Here is a 21,328-nt window from a genome sequence, read left to right as displayed (position 1 = left end):
TATATATTCATAAAATAATAAATTTCTGTATTATTTTACTATTGACATAAGATTTTGTCTATGTTTTATTAGATTTATTTTCTAAGATTAATAGATTATTTTATATGCTAAAAACTTTTTATTCCATGCCTTCATAAAGCTGCTTTTCCGAAACAACCACACCATCTTCATCCGCATATACATATTGATTTGGAATCCAATCGATTGCTCCAAAATGTAATGGAACTTCTGTCTCTCCCTTTCCTTCTTTTTTACTTCTTTTTGGCATTGTGCCTAACGCCAAAATACCAATATTTATATTTTTTAATTCTTTAGAATCACGAACATAGCCATATACAATAATCCCTGCTAATTGTCGTTTTTCCGCTATACTCGCCAAATTACCTCCGAGTAATGCACAATTTGTAGATGCACTACCATCCACAATAAGAACGGTCCCTGCTCGTACAGTTTGTAATGACTCTTTCACTAAAACATTATCATCCTTTACTTTCACCGTAGCAATTTTCCCATGAAACTGTGTTCTTTTCCCATATGATTGAAAAGCTAGCTGACACACTTGTATCTCATTTTCAAAAGCATCACAAAGATCTGCTGTTTTCCACATGTTTCTCCCTCTCTTCTTTTACATGATATGTTACATATTCTTATATTTTTTTATTTCCCCTGTCTTACATTGCAAAATTTTGTATACTATACATAGACTATCTATAAGGAAGTGTACTATATGAGTAGCAAAACAAATGCTTGTCGACTTCTTGACCAACATAAAATTCCGTACGATGTCCATGAGTACGAATGGGATGAAGAAAATTTAAATGCCAAGCATGTCGCAGAACAAATTGATTTACAACTAGAACAAGTTTTTAAAACATTGGTTCTTAGAGGAGACAAAACCGGGGTTCTTATGGCATGTGTTCCTGCCCATAAAGAACTGAATTTAAAAGCACTTGCGTCGGCAAGTCGTAATAAAAAAGTGGAAATGGTCCACATGAAAGAAATATTAGGACTGACAGGTTATATTCGCGGAGGAGTTTCACCTTTAGGTGTAAAAAAGAATTATCCATTATATGTGGATGAATCCGCATTAAATTGGGATGTCATTAGTATTAGCGCCGGCAAACGAGGATTACAAATTTTTCTATCTGGTAAAGATTTCATTCAAGTAAGAAATGCTATGATTGCTTCCATTTCAATGTGAAAAATATTGATTTTTCAAACATTTATTATTATACTTTTTTGAAAATCTTAAGGAGAGAGTAATATAGAAAAAAGGAATAGAAAGAAAACTTCCCCTCTCATGCATTAAAGATGGAACATTTAAAAATTATTTATAATCTATCATCCGAAATCAGCGAAGGCTCGTCTTTGCTGATTTTATTTTCATACTATATATTGTTTACATAATGTAGTTATGGTTAACACTTTCGTATAAAAAAAGAAGAAACTCCTGTCGTTTCTTCTTTTTTATATTCGGTATATTATGAAAGTTTCGTTAACAATTGACTCAAGTCCTTTTTCGTTTTCGTTGTTAATGATTTCATTTTTGCTATGTCTATTTTTTGTTTCTCCGCTCCTACAATTAATGGATATATACTTTGGCCGATTGTTTTATAATCAGTTGGATGTGAAGCCTCTAACTCTTTTTCAACTACATCCCATTTTTCATTTATTTGTTTTCCCAGTTTATTTACGGTATCTAATTTTGGATTTGCTGCTAAATGTTTATCCAAACTTTCAACAAGTTGAACCACTTCTTTTACACTTGCTTTGACAGTTACACCTTGCTTCGTACCTTTTGTTGTTTTCCCATTTGTCGTTTGATCTGCCGACTTTGTACTTGTCTCTTTTTCTGTCGTTTTTCCACTTGTCGTTTGATCATCTGTTTTTACACTTGCTTCTTTTCCTGTTGTTTGATCACTTGTATTTGTTTCCTTAGTCTTTTGATCTTTCTCTGTCTTTTCATTAGAGGATGTGCTTGTTTCTGTATCTTTCGTTGTAGTCGTTGCATCCGCACTTGCTGTTTTCGCATCTTCTTGGAGATTTGTTTGTTCTTGTTTCACTTGATCTTTTTCTGTGGAAGTACCGCTACAAGCTGTCATAGAAAGCATTGTGCCAATCGCTACAGATGCAATTGTTATCTTTTTCATTTTCATAAAAAAGCCCCCTACATTACTAATTTATCCTCTCCCTTTACGATTCTATTTCTTCATACAAATCCCTTTTTGTCCAGACTACTTTCTTCCCGACAGTTATCTCCATATTTTTATCCGATTGCACTATGCATTCCTTGCTGATATTTGTAGATTTCTCTCTCATTTGAAAGAAAAGAAAAAAGATATTGTCATATTATCAATCGTATGCTTATCAAAAAATCTGCTATTTTGACAATCTTGTTATTTGATAAATAAACATCAGAAAAATCAATTTATTTATCCTGCTGATTAAAGCTTCATTTTATCACATAACATCACCGTTGTTTACATAATTATATTATTCACTAATATATCATCATCAATAATTTCTCCTGTTATTCCCCCTTATTTCCTGACTAAGTAAGGAAATAAAACGAACTCTATCTATTAACTCTACCACGCTATTTTGACACTTATAATCCTTTCTCTTTTCATTAAGTAGAAAATAAATCCTCTGCATACATACAGAGGATTTATTTCCTATTTAATATTTGCTAAAATACGTTCCGCACCTAATTGTATACTTCGAGTAATGATTCCATTCATAATGGTAAATGCGATGAATAGGATGATAAACATTCCCCACATACCAACTTCAAAATAGAAAAATAATGCGCAAACTCCACCTACAATAACTAGATCCATCAAAATATTGGCAAGGAAGTTCCATAATGTTGTATATCTACTCTTAAATAGTTTTTGCTCTGAATCCCAATGTATATCTGCAGTTTGCGCATCCCAACGTACACCAATTATATTTGTGAACCATAAACCATTGGCACTAAGCAATATCCATAATAATGTAAAGAGTGGTGAAATGCCGCCAAAAATCGTCAAAACAACTCCAAATACAGCTAATATTGTTATATTCACAAACCATGCTGTAAATACTTTTGCCAAAAAGATATCTGATGCTTTTACTGGTAAATAACGATTCACATACCATGAACTTCCGTCTCTAGAAAAAGAGGTTGTGGCAATAACATTACTTCCCATTAAAAATAACCCGGCACAAAAACCAATGCCTAGCGCTAAACTAGCCCACTCTGGATTTTTTACAAACTTCGAAATCCACGTTAAGTTTCCATCTTGCACGAAAATAATAAAGAAAAACATAATTGGCAGAACAAAGGTGTTCACGATACAATTGATAAAAAATTGTGGTGTTCTAAATAAAATTTTGAACTCTTTTTTTATATATGCTTTTATGTGTGAACTTTGTACAGTCGATTTTTTAAAATTTTCTGCTGAAATACGCTCTTTTTTTGCCATACTGGTTGAAAGCCCGATAACACCTTTTAAATATGTGCGTTGTGCAACATAGAAAAACAACACGAAAAATGCAAATGAAATCACCGCAAAAAGGAATACATAAACAATTCCTTTCCAAGATGCATTTTCTATTAAACCCATCGCTCCGAAATATGTTGTTGGAAAATAGTTCGTGATTTGAACCAATAAGGAGGATTGATGCTCAGCAAAATAGTTGGCTACCATATCTTCTGACGCTACATTTTTGTTTCTCCATTGCATAAATATATTAATGCCTACAATAAATAATAACGTTACTAATCCAATGAATATATTACCTCTATCTTTATTTTTCGCAACGTTTGTATATCGCATAAGCAATGTCATTAAAAGGGAAGCAAGTACAAGCGGAATAATTGGGAAAAAGATATAAATGATTAGAACGTATACATAATATGTAATAAATGCACCACTTTGTATTCCATAAACAATGAAAATGGGTAATAAAATAAAGGATGCCATTACATACTGTGTAATTAATACGGTAATAAATTTCGCAGTAATAATTTGAGCTGGCTGTAAAGGTAATGGTAGTAACGTTTCAACGTCATTATTATAATAAAATACAGTTAAAATATTCGTAATACTAATAACAAATACCCATATGCTCGCAACAGCCAATCCCATACCAAGCAGCAACGTTTCTTGTCCAAATGCTTTCATTTGTACATACATTCCATATGTAAGTGGTCCAATAAATATAAATCCCGCAAATAATAGTGCTAAAAAGGAAAAAGCATACGCCCATCGTTTCTTTTTATCTGTTATAATGTCAGCATAATTTAATTTCAATAGTACCTTTGTTAGTGTCCAAATTTTATTCATTTCCTGTCATCTCCAAGAACATTTTTTCAAGGGACTCATTCGATTTAAAATGATCTCTCATTTCTGTTAAATTCCCTTGAAACTGTAAGCTCCCCTTATTAATAATCGCAACGCGGTCACATAACTTCTCTGCTACTTCCAGTACATGCGTAGAGAAAAACACTGTTTTTCCTTTATCGGCATGCTCTCTCATCATTTGTTTTAAAGTAAACGCTGATTTAGGATCCAATCCTGTCATCGGTTCATCCAAAATCCATACATCTGGATCATGAAGAAGAACACCAATGATAATAATTTTTTGTCTCATCCCATGAGAATAACTTTGAATTTGGTCGGATAAAGCGTTATATAAATCAAATCTCTCTGCTAACGATTGAATCTTTTCTTGCCGAACGTCATGTGGTACCTCATACATATCCGCCATGAAATTTAAATATTCAATCCCTTTCAAGCGTAAAAACATATCGGGACTATCTGGAACATAACCGAAAGTTTTTTTCGCCTCCATCGGTTCTTGTGCCACATTTTTTCCATTAATTACAATTGTCCCTTTATCAATTGTATGAATACCTGTAATCATCTTAATAGTTGTTGATTTCCCAGCACCATTCGGACCTAAAAAACCAAAAATTTCCCCATCTGGAACTGTTAAGTTTAAGTCTTTTACTGCATATGAATTCTCATTATAACTTTTCGAAACATTCGAAATTTCAATCATACCATCCAATCCTTTCCTCTATTACTAGTAAAATGGTATATTTATTATATCATAGTTATATCTTGTAATTTTAATATTTTTTATTTTCACGCTTTCTTAACCATAAAAATAAATATATAAACCTAAACCAACTGTTAACACAGCCGCAAGTAGAAGGTAAATCATTGTAAGTCGCCTAATATTCCCCTTCGTTGCTTTGCTATAATGTTCGTCCCCTTTTCTACCTATCATAACTGTTCCAATTACAGTTACTACTACAAATCCCAATATAAATATCACGAATTGTTTCATATTTTCTTTCCCTCCTTCACAACTATTTTATGCTATTCTTTTTATTTATCACGCTTATATTGTATCATTTTTCTAAACTTTCAATCTCCTTTCTTTATCATCTATGTGAAATAAATCCAATTATTACTAATAATCAGTGGAAATGTGATATATTTATAACACAAAGTTATATATGTACCATCTAAAAGGAGGCTATGCAATGAAAACGACATGGATCAAATATCTTGGATTCCTCGGCTTCTTCGGCTTCCTAGGATTCTTTTACTACAAAGGATTGTTTAGTATGTTTTGTTTCTTTTTCTTTTTTACAACTTATAGGAAGGTCAAACATGATGAACTCTTTGAACAAATTGTTAATAAATCGTGTCGAAATGCGTTTATCGTTTCACTATTGGCCACGACTATCATTCTATTCATAGAAATTCTACTCCCAAATTCACCTTTACAAGAATTCGATATCGCTATCATTTTCAGCTTACTCATTCTCACATTTGGCTTCTCTATTTATGCTTACGATATACCCATTGATGAAATGGAAGATGCGCCATGGCGTTCATAACGAACATAAAAGAGTCTCGCGCGAGGTTACATATGACGCAAGAAGAGCTAGCAAAGCGAGTTGGTGTGCGCCGGGAAACGATAAGCCATTTAGAAAAAGGCAAATATAATCCTTCTTTACAACTCGCATATGATATCGCCAAAGCATTACAGACTACAATTGATGCGTTATTTATATTCGACGAATAAAGTGAAACTTTAATCAGTGGGGGTTTTCTTCATCCCCCACTGATTATGAGCCCTCACCAATCGGGCTGTTACGGGCAGCCCTACTCCCACCTATCTTCCTTGCTTTTCTCTGAATCTTGAGGTGGGAGTCTTACTGCCCTAAAATAGCGGGATAACTTCTCCATATACAAACGAAGAGGATGCTATACAACATCCTCTTCGTTTGTTTTTCTTATCCTTACTTCTCTAATAACAATTCTTTCATTCTATCCAATTGTTCATTTGTGAAACCTAAGCCGTTCTTAGCATAGTTTTCTATATTTCCATATTTATTATACATTTCATCAATCGCTGCTTGTAAGTATTCAGCACGAGCCTCAAACATTGCAGCTAATATCGCTTTACTCTCTTCACTCTGTATATTTGCGCCTAATAGTGCCATCATTTTTTGATTTAATTGTTCGCGAAATCCATTACTTAATAAATAATCTTCCATTACCGTTTTTTCTGGAACACCGAGCAGAAGTAATAATAAAGCTGAACCAAAACCAGTGCGATCTTTACCCGCTGTACAATGATTAACAAGCGGCAAGTTTTCCGGATCTTGCGCAAGTTGCAAAAACTTCACAAACGCTTCATTTCCCGTTACAAAGTCTTCATTCATTTTCACCAAATATTCACCTGGTTTTCCTAACTTCGATACATCGCCTACTTGGAAAAATTCATTTATATTTAAATCTTTTGCTAAGTCTTGCACAACTGGTAAGCATACTTGTCTAACACCTTGAATGTGAGGATCCGGCTTATGTTTCACTTCAAAATCTGTCCGGTAATCACAAATTAATCTCAAGCCAGATTGTTGTAAATAATCTATATCAGCCCCTGTTAAACCGGCTAATTCTTCCGAACGAAATATTTTACCCCACTTTACCTTGCGTCCATCTGTCGTTTCATATCCCCCTAAATCTCGGAAATTAAATGCTCCTTGAAGCGGTAACTTGCGTTCTGCGACTGTAACAACCTGCCCATTACTCCCTACTAATCGAAAGTAGGGACGCGCATTGTCGCTTGGGCTTTCAATTGTACATGATGATTGTCCCGATACTTTCAATAACAATTTACCATTCTCTTCAATTCCTTCCGAAACAGTATCCCAATATATACGAACTTCCTCCGGCCCCTCTTCCCACTGTATATGTAACATATTATCTTCATTTCGCTCAACACTAGCATGTAATCCAGTTCTTTGCTGTTTCATTATTTCATCAACTCTTTCTGCGTATTGTTTATATATTATTGTATTACATAAATGCTATTTTTGTCCGAATTACCGTTCCTTTACAAACTAAACATTTTTTTATTATGCACATTTAGCTTGTACTTCTGCATGAACAAAGTTGTCCTTGAATATATAGAATACTAGAAAACATTGTACGATTAAAGGAAAGAGGAGGTTCACCTTTGAATATCCAAACGCTGCAGCAACAACTAGAACTCATTCAACAAAATGATTACTCACAAATGCAACATTTCGATATAGATGAGTTGACCCTAGGCATGATGCAGCATATCGGGACAACTGATAGCTATATTCGCAATCAATTAATATATGAATCTTTTTCTCATTTTATCCAACATCATTTTCTCTCCCATGATCAATTAGAACTATTATTGGCAACATGCCTTAGTGAAGAGTATTTATATTTCGAAATATCATCTCCATATACTGATGGGGTATTCACTCGTTCTTATACAGCATTATTAATTGCTTTAATTATTCAATTTGATAATGTTCATACCTTTCTATTGCCAGAAACCATAATAGAAATAAAAGAAAAACTTATTACGTGTATGAATTTAGAATCAGACTTCCGCGGACATATTGAACAAAAAGGATGGGCTCATAGTATCGCGCATATTTCCGACGCCTTTCATCAACTTGTTCAAAATCCTCACATATCCGGTCCGTGTTATGAAGAAATCATTCATTGTTTGTTAAATAAAATATTCATTCATTCGACTATATATTACAATAATGAAGATGAAAGAATTGCTACCCCTCTTTTAGCTATGCTATATTGTGATTTTCCAAAGGAAGCGTTTTTCACCATCTTATATAAAAAAATGAAGCGGCTACCTCAAATTAGAAAACGCCTATCCCTCAATGAATATTGTATGCTATGTGCCAATATAAAAACTTTTTTACGCACATTATTTTTTCGAACAAGAGAAGATCCTCACCTTACCTCACTTGCTAATCGAGTCGATAAAATACTACGAGAATTGCCGCAGTACTATTAAAATCTTACATACATGAGGACATAATTTGTTTATAATTTATATAAAATGCAGCGTGCGTAAGAAGCATGTAAATACATCTCAATATTTTGAGATTATTTTTTTACCGAAAACTAACCCTTCAATTAATTTTTGACAGGTTAATTTAAAAATAGTAAGATAAAAATGAAAATTCAATAGAAAGAGGGATAAAGATGAAAAAAGAAATTGTCTTACCTTTCTCTAAGACAAAAAGAATACGATTAAATGCGGGGTTTTTCAAAAAAATGTTTCCTGCCGCAAAAACGCCTTTAAAAGTTAATCTAACTGATTCTCTCATCGCATTATTAGGTGGGTTTCTCAGCATCGGCCTTCTATCTTATTTAACACAATTCACGAACACATTATGGATTATGGCACCATTCGGAGCAAGTTGTGTGCTAGCATTCGGCATTTGGAATGCTCCTTTTTCACAGCCGAGGAATATTGTCGGAGGTCATTTATTATCTACTTTTATTGGTATTTGTATCTATACTCTTTTCGGAAATACTCCTTGGGCTCTTGCATTAGCAGTTGGTTTAGCAATTTTCGGTATGATGATTACAAAAACAACACACCCTCCTGCTGGCGCAGACCCAATTGTTGTAATTGCTGGAGGATATTCTTGGAATTATCTTTTTAGCCCTGTTTTAATTGGATCGATGATAATTGTTATTGCCGCTTTACTTGTTAATAATCTTCAGAAAGATAGAAAATATCCTACCTTTTGGCTTTAAAGAAAAGTGCCTTTCATTTACAGAAAGGCACTTTTCTTTTACGATTAAAATAGAATTCAAATGGAAAGAAGGGTATTGATATGAAAACACAAACATACTTTCCTTTAATCTCTGAAAATCTATCAATTGACTTCATTAACACAGAAGTAATCCGCTGGGGAAATAGACATGAACTATTAACAGATATCCAAAAGTTCAATGATTGGTTACATATTGTAAGTGAATATACGCCAAGCTTACAATGGTTAATCGAGCACAAAACAATTGAATTGAGCGATAAAGATATTAAGCAACTTCTCCTATTCCGTCAGTTCCTTCGCACTTTATTTTTAGACATAATTCATACGAAAGGAAACATAAAACAAACGGATATCGAAACAATGCAAACATTAGCAAATCAACTTCCTTACTCCATGCAATTACATAAAAATGCAATTGTTCCTATCCCAAACGGATCATTTTATGAATGTATAAAATCACTCATTGCATTGGATATATTACAACTTATTTCAAGCAATCAACTTCAATATTTAAGACGCTGTCAAAACGAAGCATGTATTTTACTATTTCTTGATAAAACAGGACGACGAAAATGGTGTTCAATGAAAATATGTGGCAATCGAAACAAGGTTACGAAACATATGCAAAGCAAAAGACAATAAGGGAACGTCTATCGTTTCCTTATTGTCTTTTGCTTATACCTCTGTCCAATCCAACTATTAGCTCCTGAAAAATTCTAAATATGTACTCTTTCCTACCATCGTATTTTTTGCATGATTACATGCATATTTATCTGATAAGCATTCACTTTCTGTTTTATCCAGAAGGAATTTCATCTATTTTGTCTAAATATATATAGATTCACAAAAATATTCATTCATCTTTGGAGGATTTTGTCATGGTTAAATATATTTCTATTTTAGGTTCAACTGGTTCAATCGGTACATCTGCATTGGATGTAATTGCTAACCATCCTGAACATTTTCAAATTATCGGCTTAACAGCCAATCATAATATTGAACTTCTTGAAAAACAAATCGAAGCATTTCATCCTCGCATTGTATGCGTTGGTACAAAAGAATTAGCAACTACGCTTCGTCAGCGAATCTCCGGCAACATAAAAATCACATATGGTCCTGATGGATTAATTGAAGTTGCAACACATCCTGATACAAACCTTGTTCTTACTTCTGTTGTTGGTATTTCAGGTCTTCTTCCTACAATTGAAGCATTAAAAGAAAAGAAAGACATTGCGATAGCTAACAAAGAAACATTAGTAGCTGCAGGTCATATTGTTACTGATCTTGCTAATCAAAATAATTGTCGCTTAATTCCTGTCGATAGTGAACACTCCGCTATTTTCCAATGTTTAAATGGAGAAAACAGTCAAGAAATTGAAAAGTTAATCATTACAGCTTCGGGAGGCGCATTCCGAAAGAAAACACGGGAAGAAATGGCGATGCTAAAGGCTCAGGATGCCTTAAAACATCCAAATTGGTTAATGGGGGCAAAATTAACGATTGATTCAGCTACCTTAATGAACAAAGGTTTTGAAGTTATGGAAGCACGTTGGCTCTTTAATATTCCTTATGAAAAAATTGACGTTCTCATTCATCAAGAAAGTATCATCCATTCCTTAGTTGAATTTGTAGATGGATCCGTCATGGCCCAACTTGGCGCGCCTGATATGAGAATACCTATTCAATATGCTTTTCATTATCCAACTAGGTTACAATCGAACTATAAAAAACTAAATTTATTGGAGATTGGTAGCTTACATTTTGAAAAACCAGATTTCAAGAAATTCCCTTGCTTACATTATGCTTATGAAGCTGGAAAACTTGGCGGTACAGCCCCTACTGTCTTAAATGCAGCAAATGAAATCGCAAATGCTCGATACTTACAAAATGACATTTCATTCTTTGATATCGAAAAAACAATTTACTCTACACTTGAAGCTCATGATACGATTATTAATCCTTCTTTAGAAGTAGTATTAGCAGCAGATAATTGGGCACGTGAATATGCACAGCAATGCATAAAGAAAGCGAAACTTTAATAAGTAAGTTTCGCTTCGTCCCTCATTAATTATTCGTCTTCACCAATCGTACTTTGATGACCGACCTTACTCCTACTGAAATTTGTGGTGGACAGTAGAACACATAATCATTCAGGATCTTATCCAGACCATTTCATACACATTATTCAAATAAATTTTCTTAAAGGAGAGACACATATGATTTCTAAATTAAATCCAGCTTCTATTGAAATAGCAAAAGCTATTCTTGCTATTCAAATTCCGGCTTATGAAATTGAGGCAAAGTATATAAACAGTCATGCCATTCCGCGTTTATATGACCGCATTACTGATATTCAAAATTGTAAAGAAACCTTTTATGGCTATTTCTTAGAACATACATTAGTAGGTTTTATTTCATTTACAAACGAGGAATCTTTCGTCGATATCCATCGACTCGTCGTATCACCAAACTATTTTCATAGAGGAATTGCTACTGACTTATTACTCCATCTATTTCAACTCTTCCCTCATATGCATACATATATTGTACAGACAGGCAAAGCAAACACCCCTGCCCTTTCTCTATATAAAAAGCACGGATTTATTGAAACACAGAATATTTTGTTACCTGATGGAACACTTCTTGTAAAGTTAGAAAAATCTAAATAAAATAAATAGTTTGACTTAATTCCTTTTTTATGTTATTTTTTTAATTATAAAACCTTTTGCTGAATCCACTATGTGGAGCGGGGGACCCATTTTTGTAGCATTTGCTACTTGGGGCGAATCTTTTTTAAGTAGGGAAACTCTCACTTCCCGAGTCCGACAGCTAACCTCGTAAGCGTAATGGGAGAGGGAAGGTGCTTTTTACTGATGTTACACAGCATTCCTCCTTAACTATAAATAATTTGGAATCGATGTCACAAGAAACCTACATTTATAGTAAAGGAGACTCGTACAATGTTACGTTTATCAGACCACGAAATAAAAATGATGGAACAGCGTGTTCGATTGGAACAACAACGTACGTATCAAGCAAATAAAATGGTTAACAACTTGCATCACAAATACTTTTTCCAACACATTTTTCAGCCAAAAAGATAGAGTAACAATCTAACATATGTACAAGTAGAAAAAAGCTTTGCACCATATGAAGTGACCCCTAAAAGTTAGACACGGTTATTTCATTAGGCAGCTTGATAAAAGTGAGTCCGGTATTGCACCGGGCTCATTTTTAATTTTGCCTTTATCCGTTTTGTATTGTAATAATCTATATATTTTTCTAATTCTATTTTGAAGTGCTCTACACTTTCAAACTCTTTTATGTAGAGAAACTCAGACTTCATGATTCCAAAGAAATTCTCCATTACTGCGTTGTCATAACAGTTGCCTTTACGAGACATACTTTGTAAGATACCTCTTTCTTGTAATGCGTGACGGTACTGTTTCATTTGATAATGCCACCCTTGATCTGAATGCATCATTAGTTGGTGATTTTCAGGTAAACCTTTTAATGCTGTCTCTAACATTTCTGAAACAAGTGAATACGTCGGTCTAGAGCCAATTGTATAGGTAATGATTTCACCATTATACAAGTCTAATATAGGTGATACATACAGTTTCTCACCGAATAATTTAAATTCCGTAATATCGGTTACCCATTTCTCATTTGGCGTATCTGCCGTAAATTTACGCTCTAAAATATGAGGTGCAATTTTACCAACTGTTCCTTTATAAGATTTATATTTTTTCATACGTACAAGGCATTTTAAACCTAACTCTTTCATAATTCGTTGCACTTTTTTATGATTCACTATTTGATTACGATTGGCTAATTCATCACGAATACGACGATATCCATAACGACCTTCGTGTTCATCATAAATCGCTTTAATTTCTACTTTTAAATCGGCATCTGGATCGATTCTATCCATTTGTTTTACATAAAAATAATAGGTACTTCGAGGGATATCGGCTAACTTTACTAATTCTTTCACTTGAAACTCATGCCTTAATTCATAGACTACTTGTGCCTTGTCTTGTTTGGTGATTTTTCCTTGTTTTGAACTAAGGCATTCAACTTTTTTAAATACGCATTTTCCATACGTAAGCGTTCTAATTCAGCTTGTAACGCTTCAACTGAACCTTCTGCCGGAATCTTTTTCGTATCATGTTTTGTGTTTTTACTTTTCATGGATGGACGCCCCTTTTTCTTTGGTTCAAGGGCATCTAAGCCACCTACTTCAAATTGCTTCTTCCATTGATAAACCGTTGTAAAAGAAGGAACCATGAATATAGCCGCTGTATCCATTAACGATATACCCGATTGAGCCATAAAATTTAGTACGTCTAGTTTAAACTCTGCGGTGTAATTTGTATAGACCTCGTGTAAACCTTCTTCTCCATGGAGTTCGTATAAGCGTAACCAGTATTGAAATTGTGCCTTTGTAATATGCATCTGTTTTGCATATTCTGCTTGAGAAATTGTTTTTGGATTAAAGCCTTTAACAAGCGTTAACTTTGAATCCTTCGTAAATTTTGTCATAAAAAAACTACACCTCCAATTGTTAGACTGTGTCTAACAATTGGGGTGCAGTTCACATATTGCAAAGCTTTTTTCTTTTCAAGATTAATATATTACCCCTTTCGTTTCGCTCGATATTTTTTTACTTTCGCAATCGTTCCGCATGCTCTCCCTTCTTTTCCTCCCGCATACATCCCGCACCAACGCTTACTTCCATTACGAGAATGATCAAAAAAGACCCAGCGACAATCTGGACATGCTTTTAATCGACTCCACTTTCCTTCCTCAATCGCTACTAAAATAATGTGTAATAGGATTGTATAAAAATTCTGTTCCCCTACTGGTTCATATGTAATCGCATCCATATTTTCTGTTATACACACACGAAATGGATATTTTTCAAGCCATTGTTGCAGTGATCCTTTTTCCTCAACTATAAAACGAAGTTCATCTCGAAACTGTTTTAGTTCATCCACTGTCCCAAAAGAAATCTCTTCCTCCCAATGCCTTTTCGTAAAACGAAGTACATCTTCTATCGTATGAAGCTCGTCCACTTCCTCTCTTGTATCGTTTGGAATTCTCCACGTATTTAAAAATCCCCTTACAATTTCTAATTGTTCTGGAGCTTCTTGACTTTGATTCAAATACACTCACCATCTTTCTAAAATTTACTTTTTTCTGACTTTATGTATAATTATAGTATAAAATGGTTAACCATTAAAAGTTTTTAATGGTTACAATTTCGGAGGAGATTTTATGAAAAACTTTTCAATCCCCATACGCATTATACTGGTTTCTTCATTCTTTATGTCATTTGGATACTTTGCAGTATACGCTTTTCTTGCCATTTATTTATCGAATTTCTTACACTTTTCTGCTTTGCAAGTTGGAACCATTTTAACGATTATTATTATTACTTCACGAATAATCCCTTTTCTTTCTGGCATGATTGCTGATAAATTGGGTTACATGATTATGATGATCGCTGGCTTACTATTAAGGGGAATTGGTTTTATTTTCCTAGGAATCTTTTCAGAGTTTCATACGATTGCACTCTCTTCTTCGCTTATCGGGTTTGGAACTGCTCTTTATGAACCAGCAGCCCGCGCTGTATTTGGCTCACAACCAGCTTACCTGCGCAAAGATTTATTTACATACTTAAATCTCGCTTTTAACAGCGGCGCGATGATTGGTCCAATTGCTGGTACTTTATTACTCGCATGGAACCCTTTATATCCATTTATACTTACTGGATTTATGATGTTATTATTGGCTATTGTATTTATTTTTCTTAAGCCTCACTTCCAAGTTTCTACTGAAAATATAAATCTTTTATCTGGTTTAAAAAACGTTTTTGAAAACAAACATTTTCTCTCCTTTTCATTCATTATGATTTTCTTTTACATTATGTTTACGCAGCTTACCGTTGCTCTTCCGCTTTATATGACTCATATCAGTCATAGTACAAAGCTAGGTGGACTTGTTATTACGGTAAATGCCATTACAGGTGTTTTATTTATGATTCTATTTCGAAAGGCATTTCATCGTTACAACACCCTTTCAATTGTAAAATGCGGCGTACTATTAATGGGACTTTCTTTTTTACTTATCCCTTTATTGTCCCATCCGTATTGGCTATTTAGCTGCGTGATTTTATTTACAATTGGCGAAACACTTGTATTACCTAACGCCGATATTGCAATTGCAAATTATAGCAATGAATCTTATACAGCAACATATTTTGGCGTCTATCAACTTTCTCTTGCGATTGGCTTTATCGTTGGAAGCTATACCGGCACATTGTCTACATCACAAAATGAAGGAACTTATGCCCTTTGGATCATCTTTGGCACACTAGGTATAACAGGGTTTATGTTGCTTTCTCTTTTACAAAAGTTTGGACAAAAACAAGAAAAAGATATCATTCAAGATATGTAAAACCACTCATTTTCCCTATATAAAAAGTCATCATTTTGAAGCAGTGCAAGCAAAATGATGACTTTCTCTTTTTTATCAAGTGAAACTTTCATTATTCATAACTTATCTTCGTTTCACTTGATTCCTTATTATGCAACACTAGCAAAATAATTACCTTTTCACTCTCAACATTTTGGTGAAATGCATGTTATTTTTTCAAAGCAATCACTTTTTCAGCGCTGTCGATTTGAATCATTATTTTTAAAAAGTTTATTTCCACTGTTTGTTATGGATATCTAAACCTTCCTGACCAAAGAAATGAAGAATATATTCTTTTTCATCTTTATCAGTTTTCTTCGCTGGAGTTAGAGCTTTATCTCCCCAAAGTAAATAACGAAGTTTTTTAAAATCTTCAACTACAGATTTAAAGTCTCCATTGTACCATTTGTTTAGAATGGATTTATATTCGTTTTTTTCATCATCATCATTGATTATATCCAAGTTATTTTTTAAGTATTGGATGTTTTCTTTTGTCATTTGAATTCGCTTTGGATGAAGGACATTAGGAACTTTAAAATTATCGTTATCAAATGTGAGTTTTTGAAATAACATTTCCATCATCTTATGATTTAAGGTTTGCTCGTCTTTTATTTCTCCAATAACCTTAGCAGCCCTAGATAACTCTTCATTGCTGACTACATAATTAGAGCTTTGTTTTTTTTGGACCTTCCGAGCCGTTTCTTCTGTTTTTCCACTACTATATATTAGAGTAATGTAAATTCCTAATAACACTATAGCCAGACCAAGTATCCCACATATAATTTTCTTTTTCACTGTTCATCCCCCCTGAAGTTCTTAGATAAGTTAAACTTAACAAAAAATTCAGGACAATTCTACCTTATTACTTCTGATGGTTAATTTAAAGAATAGCGCTGCTTAACATATTTATTAGCTACCAAAATAATTTTGTTACTGTATTTTTAATTCATCCTATAACATTATATATTCTTTTAAAATAAAAAAGGGAATGAAGAAAATTTCTTATTGTATGTAAGAAACATACTAGATTCTTCTTTATTAAAAAGTTTTTATTTTGCTAACCTTTTTACAGCGAGGAGAGAATTTAGACCTTCTTCCCTTTTAGATAATCGTGCCCCCCTATTAGAAATTAACATTCTTCTTTTTATTATTTATTACAATTAAGATAAGGAAGCCAATAATAAATATGATAAGAGGGATTCCTTGAATAAAGAAAAACCCTTTCCAAAAATCAAATGCTGTACTATCAGGAGGATCTGTTGCAAAACCACCTATAAAAAAAGAGAGAGGTAGCAAGCTAATATTTAACCAGAAACAACCTTGAAGAAACAATAGGAATTTTTTCATAAATAGAAATTCCCTCCATTTTTCTATAAAGGTATAATGACCTTATTAGAAACATTTTTATTGTAAATCTACTTCTCTGAAGCGTTTTATATCATGATAATATGTAATCAATCCTTCAACCTTAATGATACACTGTTCCTAAGTTATCTCCAAAACTACTTATAACATCTTGTTTAATACGATGATTAAATATAAGACTATCATATTTTTTCAGTTTATCATTAGCAAGTTTGTTGATTACTTTTACTTTATATGTGTTATCAATAAATTGCATGCGAGGATTAAAACCTGGCACATTACTCTTTAGACTCCTAATGAACTTGGACACCTACTAAGAGTTGTTTCATACTCGAGATAGCCAAATAAGGGGGCATTTATTATGCAAAGAAGAAAACATTCTATAGAATTTAAACAACAAGTGGTACAAGAAGCAATGGAAACTGGAAATAACGCATGAGTAGCTAGAAAACATAATCTCAGTCCAAAATTCGTACACAAATGGGTAAAAACTTTTCAAGGTCATGATCGACAAAAAGTTGGGCATCATGAAGTGGTTTTATCGGGTGAAGTCAAACAACTAGAAGCAGAAAAATGATCAACTGAAAAAGCTATTAAGTGAAAAAGATTTAGAAATCGCTATCTTGCGTGATGTACTAAAAAAGAAGAACCCTCACTTACTGAAACGCTTGAAGTAGCTCATAAGTGGATTGAGAAAGGATACGCGGTTCGCTGCGTCCTTCGTATCTTGGGAATTTCCCCTTCCACATACTATTATCAGAAAAAGGAAGAAAAAATTGTGAGTGAGGGCAGGCGAAGCTCCTGCATGAGTGAATTCCACCAAAGACACCAAATATGAACGCCTATATTGAATCATTTCATCGTTTACTGGAGTACGAATGTCTGAAGCGCTGTATGTTTCAAACATATGCCGAAGCTTATCAAGAAGTCGTTACATATATTGAGTTTTACAACAACCGAAGGATCCATTCTAGTATTTGGATCTATCACCAAATGAATTTTATCGACGAGTACAAAAAGAAGCGTTAAAAATCAAAGAAGTTCGAGTATGAGGCGAGATTTTTTTCTTGTCTCATCTGAAAAAAGAAGCAAATTGCCGAAAGAAAGAGCAATTCTATGAAACAATGCGTTAAGGATAGTACGTGTCCAAAATTAGGGGGGGAATCCGCTTATACTCTAAAACGACTCTATAAGGTTCTTTTTTGTTTCAAGTGACATTTGACTTAACCCCTCGTTATGAGACAACTGTTTAACTATGTTGTAGACTGTACTGTTATCACCTATAAAGAGCCTTTATATTGGAATACATCTGTCTCTGAATTTGCATTTGAACTACAACCACTTAAAAGTACCTATAGTAAAAATAAAAAATAAGATCTCCTGCAATTTTTTCATTTTGCTTATTTGATTCCAAATAAAGTTGTCTCCCTAAGTGTTTCTATCATTATGATTATGATTGCATTAGGAGCCAGTCTAACAGGACTTTACCGATAAATAATAAGCAAAATTTGTCCAAAGTAATGTAACGGTTGCCAGCCATGTTAAACCGACAATGTAAGACCAACTTGTTTTCTTTGCCATAATTTATTCACCGATTTTCTTCATTGTACCAGTCAACAGCAAGAATTTGTATAAGGGGTACAGCCAACGTACTAACAGAGGTCACCATATCATTTTAAGAAAATTGTACGCTAAGAGATTTATAAAAGCTGTTGGGACTTAATAAACTTTTATAAACATGTCACACCTTGATTTCATAAGGATTAAAGTTTTATCCTTAAAGGTACACCTTTTGGAACGGTTTTGTTCTTTGGATATTTTATGATGTAATGAACACTTAGTACGTCTATAAAAGTGTATATTTACGGATTATCATGGAGATGCTACACAAGTTTCAAGCTGATAAAGAGAAGGAATCTAACCAAACTACTAATGATTCTTCCGATGTTGCTATTAATATCACTGGAACAACTTATGAAACTAAATTAGGCGTGGTACTGTAGACTCTTAGCATAGCTCATATTTTTAACAAAAAACCTCGCAGACAAATTCTGCAAGGTTTTTTAGTCTATATATCTAAAATTAATTTATATATTATAATAAAACTTTTATAATTTATTATCAGAAAATAAAAACATAAAATCTATTTGCTGTTAAATGTAAGCTGCTTTAAAGGCTTGTTGGACAGCTTGTACTTCTGATGAATCTTTACCATATAAGTTCGTTGCTACACGAATACAGGCTTCTTTTAATTCTTTAAAGTCAGAAGTCATATTTAATTCATCCGTATTTGCATAATAAAAAATATCAAACATTTTATCCTCCCCAATGCCTTGTACATTTACTCCATTATGATTTCCACCACTAGCAATCAAATAAGCTACTTTATTAATAATGCTAGAGTTCGTGTGTACACCACCATGATCATGAGCAGCATCAATAGGTAGATTGTTATAATGTCTATAATCTTCTGGATATCTAGAAGAGATAGATGATGGATTTTTCATATCTCTAAAAATACGACCAGATTGTTCTCCCATTGTCCAATTGAACTTTCCGTTATTTGCATACTTTTCAACTGCTACTCCTAAAATATCAGATAAAGCTTCATTAATTGCACCAGATTCTCCTGCGTACTCAAGACCAGACTCATTTCTTGTAACCGCATGTGTAAACTCATGCCCTGCCACATCAAATGCTCTGACAATTGGATCTCCATATACCAGCATAGCCCCATTACTAAATGCATTAAACCATTGCTTTGGATTTCCTTTATTCGTACCATTTGTGTTCCAACCATGAACTACAGAAATTACTTTTTGTCCATTATTGTCAAAGCTGTTACGGCCATATTTTTCTTGATAAAAATCATATACTTTAGTTGCTAAATAATGTGCACTAACTGCTTTAGGATCTGTAAAATTCGTAGAATTACTTGTAACTAAGTCATCCAGATAACCCCATACATTTCTTCTATAATTATTATAATCCTTATAATTAGCTGTATACGTTTCAATTCCCTTACCACGAGAATAATCTGCAAGAATGTACGTTCCATCACTTCGTTGCGAAATTCCAAATGTACGATTAATACCCAAATCATCTTTTCCTGTCCCTGTTAATTTAGAAGGATCTTGTGATTTATTTGATGTCGCAGATTGGACAATACTATTATCTACTTGTATCCCCAATTTTTGAACAAGTTCTTTTAATAGATTCCCACCAAAAGCATCAATTAATACTGTACCAGATACATATTCAGGTGTAGATGCACTAAAAGTAATTTGGTATGCATTTGTAGCTTTATTTGTATTTTCATCTACATATACCACTTGTTTAATTTCTGGTTCCTCAACAAATGTAAGATTATGCCCATAGATGTTAAAAAGCTGTTTCTTTGCATCCTCTTCTGATAGAGTAATAGGTTGTTTCAAATCTTCTTGTTGTTGTAAATCTTGGGCACTATCCCCCGAAACACTCGTAAGTACACCATCGTCATTAACATGTGCGGTCAGTTGATATCCGTATACATCCCGTCCTTCATATGTTTGTTGAAGACGTACCAATGTTGTACCATCATAAGATTTACGACTTTGCGTAACATTATAATTAACTTTTGATTCAGTATTAACTTGCTTTGATGATAATGCTTGTTCTGTTTTTCCTTTTAATGCGTCTTTTGCTACATTTTCCGCCGAATTTTGAGAAGGCGATGTTAAATTACCTGTTCGGAACGTATCTTCCTTTGTTTCCACTTTTAAATCTTCTGTTGCCGCATGTGCTCCTCCATAGGGCATAATCATCGATAACATTACTCCTGTAGTTAATCCTACTTTTACGAAATTCTTCATATTCTTACTCCTTTAAAATTTTATTATTAAATTAAATAAATTTAATTTAAAATTCTAATCCTAAATAAAACATTCAATTTGGTACCTACAAAAATGCTGTTCTGTTCTTTCCATACACTTCTATTATTATTTTTTATTTATTAACAGTACATATGAATATAAAATTATATAACTACAGTAATGAAATATTAAATCCTAATAGCAGGATTTTGAGTTCTATTGTAAAACATAAGTCCTTATATCTAATTCTTTTGGAACCAGACATACACAACTAAATCTTTTAAGGTACCTCCATTCTTATTACTTTTAACTGTAGTCAATCTATTTTATATACCAGTGTAATTATTATAGTTACAATACTTCACGATTATCAATCATTAAATATATGCAATTTTACATATAAATAAAATTATATTCGGTGCTAAAATATCGTATAATTGTCTATACTCTTTTATTTCTTCTGGAGACAATCTCTTTCTTTTTACTTTATATG

General features: G+C 33.3%; 23 protein-coding genes and 1 riboswitch. Of the genes, 11 read left to right on the top strand and 12 right to left on the bottom strand.

Features of this window, described 5'->3' with window-relative positions:
• Window positions 1-118: 118 nt before the first annotated feature.
• Window positions 119-607, bottom strand: coding sequence for a ribonuclease E activity regulator RraA (gene rraA / locus MR063_RS12500; protein WP_242198149.1), 489 nt, complete (start codon window positions 605-607; stop codon window positions 119-121).
• Between the two features lie 120 nt (window positions 608-727).
• On the opposite strand from rraA, the gene ybaK reads away from it, so the two are divergent.
• A complete protein-coding gene (gene ybaK / locus MR063_RS12495; protein WP_242198147.1) occupies window positions 728-1,201 on the top strand; it encodes a Cys-tRNA(Pro) deacylase in 474 nt (157 codons plus the stop codon).
• 280 nt (window positions 1,202-1,481) lie between these two features.
• Here ybaK and MR063_RS12490 read toward each other — a convergent pair whose 3' ends face one another.
• The 4 genes from MR063_RS12490 to MR063_RS12475 all read right to left on the bottom strand — a co-directional run bounded on the left by MR063_RS12490 (window position 1,482) and on the right by MR063_RS12475 (window position 5,340).
• A complete protein-coding gene (locus MR063_RS12490) occupies window positions 1,482-2,156 on the bottom strand; it encodes a hypothetical protein (protein ID WP_242198145.1) in 675 nt (224 codons plus the stop codon).
• A 519-nt stretch (window positions 2,157-2,675) separates the two neighbouring features.
• Complete coding sequence (locus MR063_RS12485) at window positions 2,676-4,331, bottom strand: putative ABC transporter permease subunit (RefSeq protein ID WP_242198142.1); 1,656 nt, start codon at window positions 4,329-4,331, stop codon at window positions 2,676-2,678.
• Window positions 4,324-5,049: an ABC transporter ATP-binding protein gene (locus MR063_RS12480; RefSeq protein ID WP_242198140.1), complete on the bottom strand. Its 726-nt coding sequence runs from the start codon at window positions 5,047-5,049 to the stop codon at window positions 4,324-4,326. Before MR063_RS12480 ends, MR063_RS12485 begins: the two co-directional genes overlap by 8 nt.
• A 96-nt stretch (window positions 5,050-5,145) precedes the next feature.
• Window positions 5,146-5,340, bottom strand: a complete 195-nt coding sequence (locus MR063_RS12475; RefSeq protein WP_242198138.1) for a hypothetical protein — start codon at window positions 5,338-5,340, stop codon at window positions 5,146-5,148.
• A gap of 199 nt (window positions 5,341-5,539) precedes the next feature.
• Between MR063_RS12475 and MR063_RS12470 the strand changes: the two genes are divergently transcribed.
• Window positions 5,540-5,899 carry a DUF2178 domain-containing protein gene (locus MR063_RS12470; protein WP_242198135.1) on the top strand — a complete coding sequence of 120 codons (360 nt, stop codon included), beginning with the start codon at window positions 5,540-5,542 and terminating at the stop codon, window positions 5,897-5,899.
• A complete protein-coding gene (locus MR063_RS12465; RefSeq protein WP_242198132.1) occupies window positions 5,887-6,087 on the top strand; it encodes a helix-turn-helix transcriptional regulator in 201 nt (66 codons plus the stop codon). The genes MR063_RS12470 and MR063_RS12465 overlap by 13 nt, the downstream gene beginning before the upstream one ends.
• Before the next feature lie 217 nt (window positions 6,088-6,304).
• On the opposite strand, the gene MR063_RS12460 is transcribed toward MR063_RS12465, so the two are convergent.
• Window positions 6,305-7,324: a tyrosine-protein phosphatase gene (locus tag MR063_RS12460; RefSeq protein WP_242198130.1), complete on the bottom strand. Its 1,020-nt coding sequence runs from the start codon at window positions 7,322-7,324 to the stop codon at window positions 6,305-6,307.
• A 203-nt stretch (window positions 7,325-7,527) separates the two neighbouring features.
• Here MR063_RS12460 and MR063_RS12455 point away from each other — a divergent pair, with 203 nt between their 5' ends.
• The 6 genes from MR063_RS12455 to MR063_RS12430 all read left to right on the top strand — a co-directional run bounded on the left by MR063_RS12455 (window position 7,528) and on the right by MR063_RS12430 (window position 12,243).
• Window positions 7,528-8,367: a DUF2785 domain-containing protein gene (locus MR063_RS12455; protein ID WP_242198127.1), complete on the top strand. Its 840-nt coding sequence runs from the start codon at window positions 7,528-7,530 to the stop codon at window positions 8,365-8,367.
• A gap of 191 nt (window positions 8,368-8,558) precedes the next feature.
• Window positions 8,559-9,119 (top strand): HPP family protein, encoded by a 561-nt coding sequence (locus MR063_RS12450; RefSeq protein WP_242198124.1) that lies wholly within the window; start codon window positions 8,559-8,561, stop codon window positions 9,117-9,119.
• 80 nt (window positions 9,120-9,199) lie between these two features.
• Window positions 9,200-9,781 (top strand): CGNR zinc finger domain-containing protein, encoded by a 582-nt coding sequence (locus tag MR063_RS12445; RefSeq protein ID WP_242198121.1) that lies wholly within the window; start codon window positions 9,200-9,202, stop codon window positions 9,779-9,781.
• A gap of 236 nt (window positions 9,782-10,017) precedes the next feature.
• A complete protein-coding gene (locus tag MR063_RS12440) occupies window positions 10,018-11,178 on the top strand; it encodes a 1-deoxy-D-xylulose-5-phosphate reductoisomerase (RefSeq protein ID WP_242198118.1) in 1,161 nt (386 codons plus the stop codon).
• 177 nt (window positions 11,179-11,355) lie between these two features.
• Window positions 11,356-11,808 (top strand): GNAT family N-acetyltransferase, encoded by a 453-nt coding sequence (locus MR063_RS12435; RefSeq protein ID WP_242198115.1) that lies wholly within the window; start codon window positions 11,356-11,358, stop codon window positions 11,806-11,808.
• 47 nt (window positions 11,809-11,855) lie between these two features.
• A riboswitch (cyclic di-AMP (ydaO/yuaA leader) is annotated at window positions 11,856-11,999 on the top strand.
• Window positions 12,000-12,099: 100 nt separating this feature from the next.
• Window positions 12,100-12,243 carry a hypothetical protein gene (locus tag MR063_RS12430; protein ID WP_012094586.1) on the top strand — a complete coding sequence of 48 codons (144 nt, stop codon included), beginning with the start codon at window positions 12,100-12,102 and terminating at the stop codon, window positions 12,241-12,243.
• 83 nt (window positions 12,244-12,326) lie between these two features.
• Here the strand turns inward: MR063_RS12430 and MR063_RS12425 are convergent.
• A protein-coding gene (locus MR063_RS12425; RefSeq protein WP_242198113.1) for an IS3 family transposase occupies window positions 12,327-13,684 on the bottom strand; the annotation gives its coding sequence in 2 pieces (ribosomal slippage) (window positions 12,327-13,228 and window positions 13,228-13,684; 1,359 coding nt in all).
• 92 nt (window positions 13,685-13,776) lie between these two features.
• Window positions 13,777-14,307, bottom strand: coding sequence for a CGNR zinc finger domain-containing protein (locus tag MR063_RS12420; RefSeq protein ID WP_277927859.1), 531 nt, complete (start codon window positions 14,305-14,307; stop codon window positions 13,777-13,779).
• 112 nt (window positions 14,308-14,419) lie between these two features.
• Between MR063_RS12420 and MR063_RS12415 the strand changes: the two genes are divergently transcribed.
• A complete protein-coding gene (locus MR063_RS12415) occupies window positions 14,420-15,601 on the top strand; it encodes an MDR family MFS transporter (RefSeq protein ID WP_242198108.1) in 1,182 nt (393 codons plus the stop codon).
• A 249-nt stretch (window positions 15,602-15,850) separates the two neighbouring features.
• Here the strand turns inward: MR063_RS12415 and MR063_RS12410 are convergent, their stop codons facing one another.
• The 3 genes from MR063_RS12410 to MR063_RS12400 form a co-directional block, all read right to left on the bottom strand.
• Complete coding sequence (locus MR063_RS12410; protein WP_242198198.1) at window positions 15,851-16,360, bottom strand: DUF6241 domain-containing protein; 510 nt, start codon at window positions 16,358-16,360, stop codon at window positions 15,851-15,853.
• A 381-nt stretch (window positions 16,361-16,741) separates the two neighbouring features.
• Window positions 16,742-16,966: a hypothetical protein gene (locus MR063_RS12405; RefSeq protein ID WP_242198105.1), complete on the bottom strand. Its 225-nt coding sequence runs from the start codon at window positions 16,964-16,966 to the stop codon at window positions 16,742-16,744.
• Window positions 16,967-17,087: 121 nt separating this feature from the next.
• On the bottom strand, window positions 17,088-17,294 hold the full coding sequence (locus tag MR063_RS12400; RefSeq protein WP_242198103.1) for a hypothetical protein: 207 nt from the start codon (window positions 17,292-17,294) through the stop codon (window positions 17,088-17,090).
• A 503-nt stretch (window positions 17,295-17,797) separates the two neighbouring features.
• Between MR063_RS12400 and MR063_RS22165 the strand changes: the two genes are divergently transcribed.
• Window positions 17,798-18,013 (top strand): integrase core domain-containing protein, encoded by a 216-nt coding sequence (locus MR063_RS22165; protein WP_396021838.1) that lies wholly within the window; start codon window positions 17,798-17,800, stop codon window positions 18,011-18,013.
• Window positions 18,014-19,137: 1,124 nt separating this feature from the next.
• Here MR063_RS22165 and MR063_RS12395 read toward each other — a convergent pair.
• Window positions 19,138-20,835: a M4 family metallopeptidase gene (locus tag MR063_RS12395; RefSeq protein ID WP_242198101.1), complete on the bottom strand. Its 1,698-nt coding sequence runs from the start codon at window positions 20,833-20,835 to the stop codon at window positions 19,138-19,140.
• Window positions 20,836-21,328: the final 493 nt, after the last annotated feature.

Origin of the sequence: Bacillus cereus group sp. BfR-BA-01492, assembly GCF_022662815.1 — a bacterium.
Taxonomy (GTDB): Bacteria; Bacillota; Bacilli; order Bacillales; family Bacillaceae_G; genus Bacillus_A; species Bacillus_A cereus_BD.
The sequence above is the reverse complement of the archived record's forward strand: the minus strand, read 5'-3'. Positions and strand labels throughout refer to the sequence as shown.

Bases quoted from the DNA above. Each gene is read 5' to 3' on its own strand.
- rraA (WP_242198149.1), bottom strand. From the start codon at position 607: ATGTGGAAAACAGCAGATCTTTGTGATGCTTTTGAAAATGAGATACAA.
- ybaK (WP_242198147.1), top strand. From the start codon at position 728: ATGAGTAGCAAAACAAATGCTTGTCGACTTCTTGACCAACATAAAATT.
- MR063_RS12490 (WP_242198145.1), bottom strand. From the start codon at position 2,156: ATGAAAATGAAAAAGATAACAATTGCATCTGTAGCGATTGGCACAATG.
- MR063_RS12485 (WP_242198142.1), bottom strand. From the start codon at position 4,331: ATGAATAAAATTTGGACACTAACAAAGGTACTATTGAAATTAAATTAT.
- MR063_RS12480 (WP_242198140.1), bottom strand. From the start codon at position 5,049: ATGATTGAAATTTCGAATGTTTCGAAAAGTTATAATGAGAATTCATAT.
- MR063_RS12475 (WP_242198138.1), bottom strand. From the start codon at position 5,340: ATGAAACAATTCGTGATATTTATATTGGGATTTGTAGTAGTAACTGTA.
- MR063_RS12470 (WP_242198135.1), top strand. From the start codon at position 5,540: ATGAAAACGACATGGATCAAATATCTTGGATTCCTCGGCTTCTTCGGC.
- MR063_RS12465 (WP_242198132.1), top strand. From the start codon at position 5,887: ATGGCGTTCATAACGAACATAAAAGAGTCTCGCGCGAGGTTACATATG.
- MR063_RS12460 (WP_242198130.1), bottom strand. From the start codon at position 7,324: ATGAAACAGCAAAGAACTGGATTACATGCTAGTGTTGAGCGAAATGAA.
- MR063_RS12450 (WP_242198124.1), top strand. From the start codon at position 8,559: ATGAAAAAAGAAATTGTCTTACCTTTCTCTAAGACAAAAAGAATACGA.
- MR063_RS12445 (WP_242198121.1), top strand. From the start codon at position 9,200: ATGAAAACACAAACATACTTTCCTTTAATCTCTGAAAATCTATCAATT.
- MR063_RS12440 (WP_242198118.1), top strand. From the start codon at position 10,018: ATGGTTAAATATATTTCTATTTTAGGTTCAACTGGTTCAATCGGTACA.
- MR063_RS12435 (WP_242198115.1), top strand. From the start codon at position 11,356: ATGATTTCTAAATTAAATCCAGCTTCTATTGAAATAGCAAAAGCTATT.
- MR063_RS12430 (WP_012094586.1), top strand. From the start codon at position 12,100: ATGTTACGTTTATCAGACCACGAAATAAAAATGATGGAACAGCGTGTT.
- MR063_RS12415 (WP_242198108.1), top strand. From the start codon at position 14,420: ATGAAAAACTTTTCAATCCCCATACGCATTATACTGGTTTCTTCATTC.
- MR063_RS12405 (WP_242198105.1), bottom strand. From the start codon at position 16,966: ATGAAAAAATTCCTATTGTTTCTTCAAGGTTGTTTCTGGTTAAATATT.
- MR063_RS12395 (WP_242198101.1), bottom strand. From the start codon at position 20,835: ATGAAGAATTTCGTAAAAGTAGGATTAACTACAGGAGTAATGTTATCG.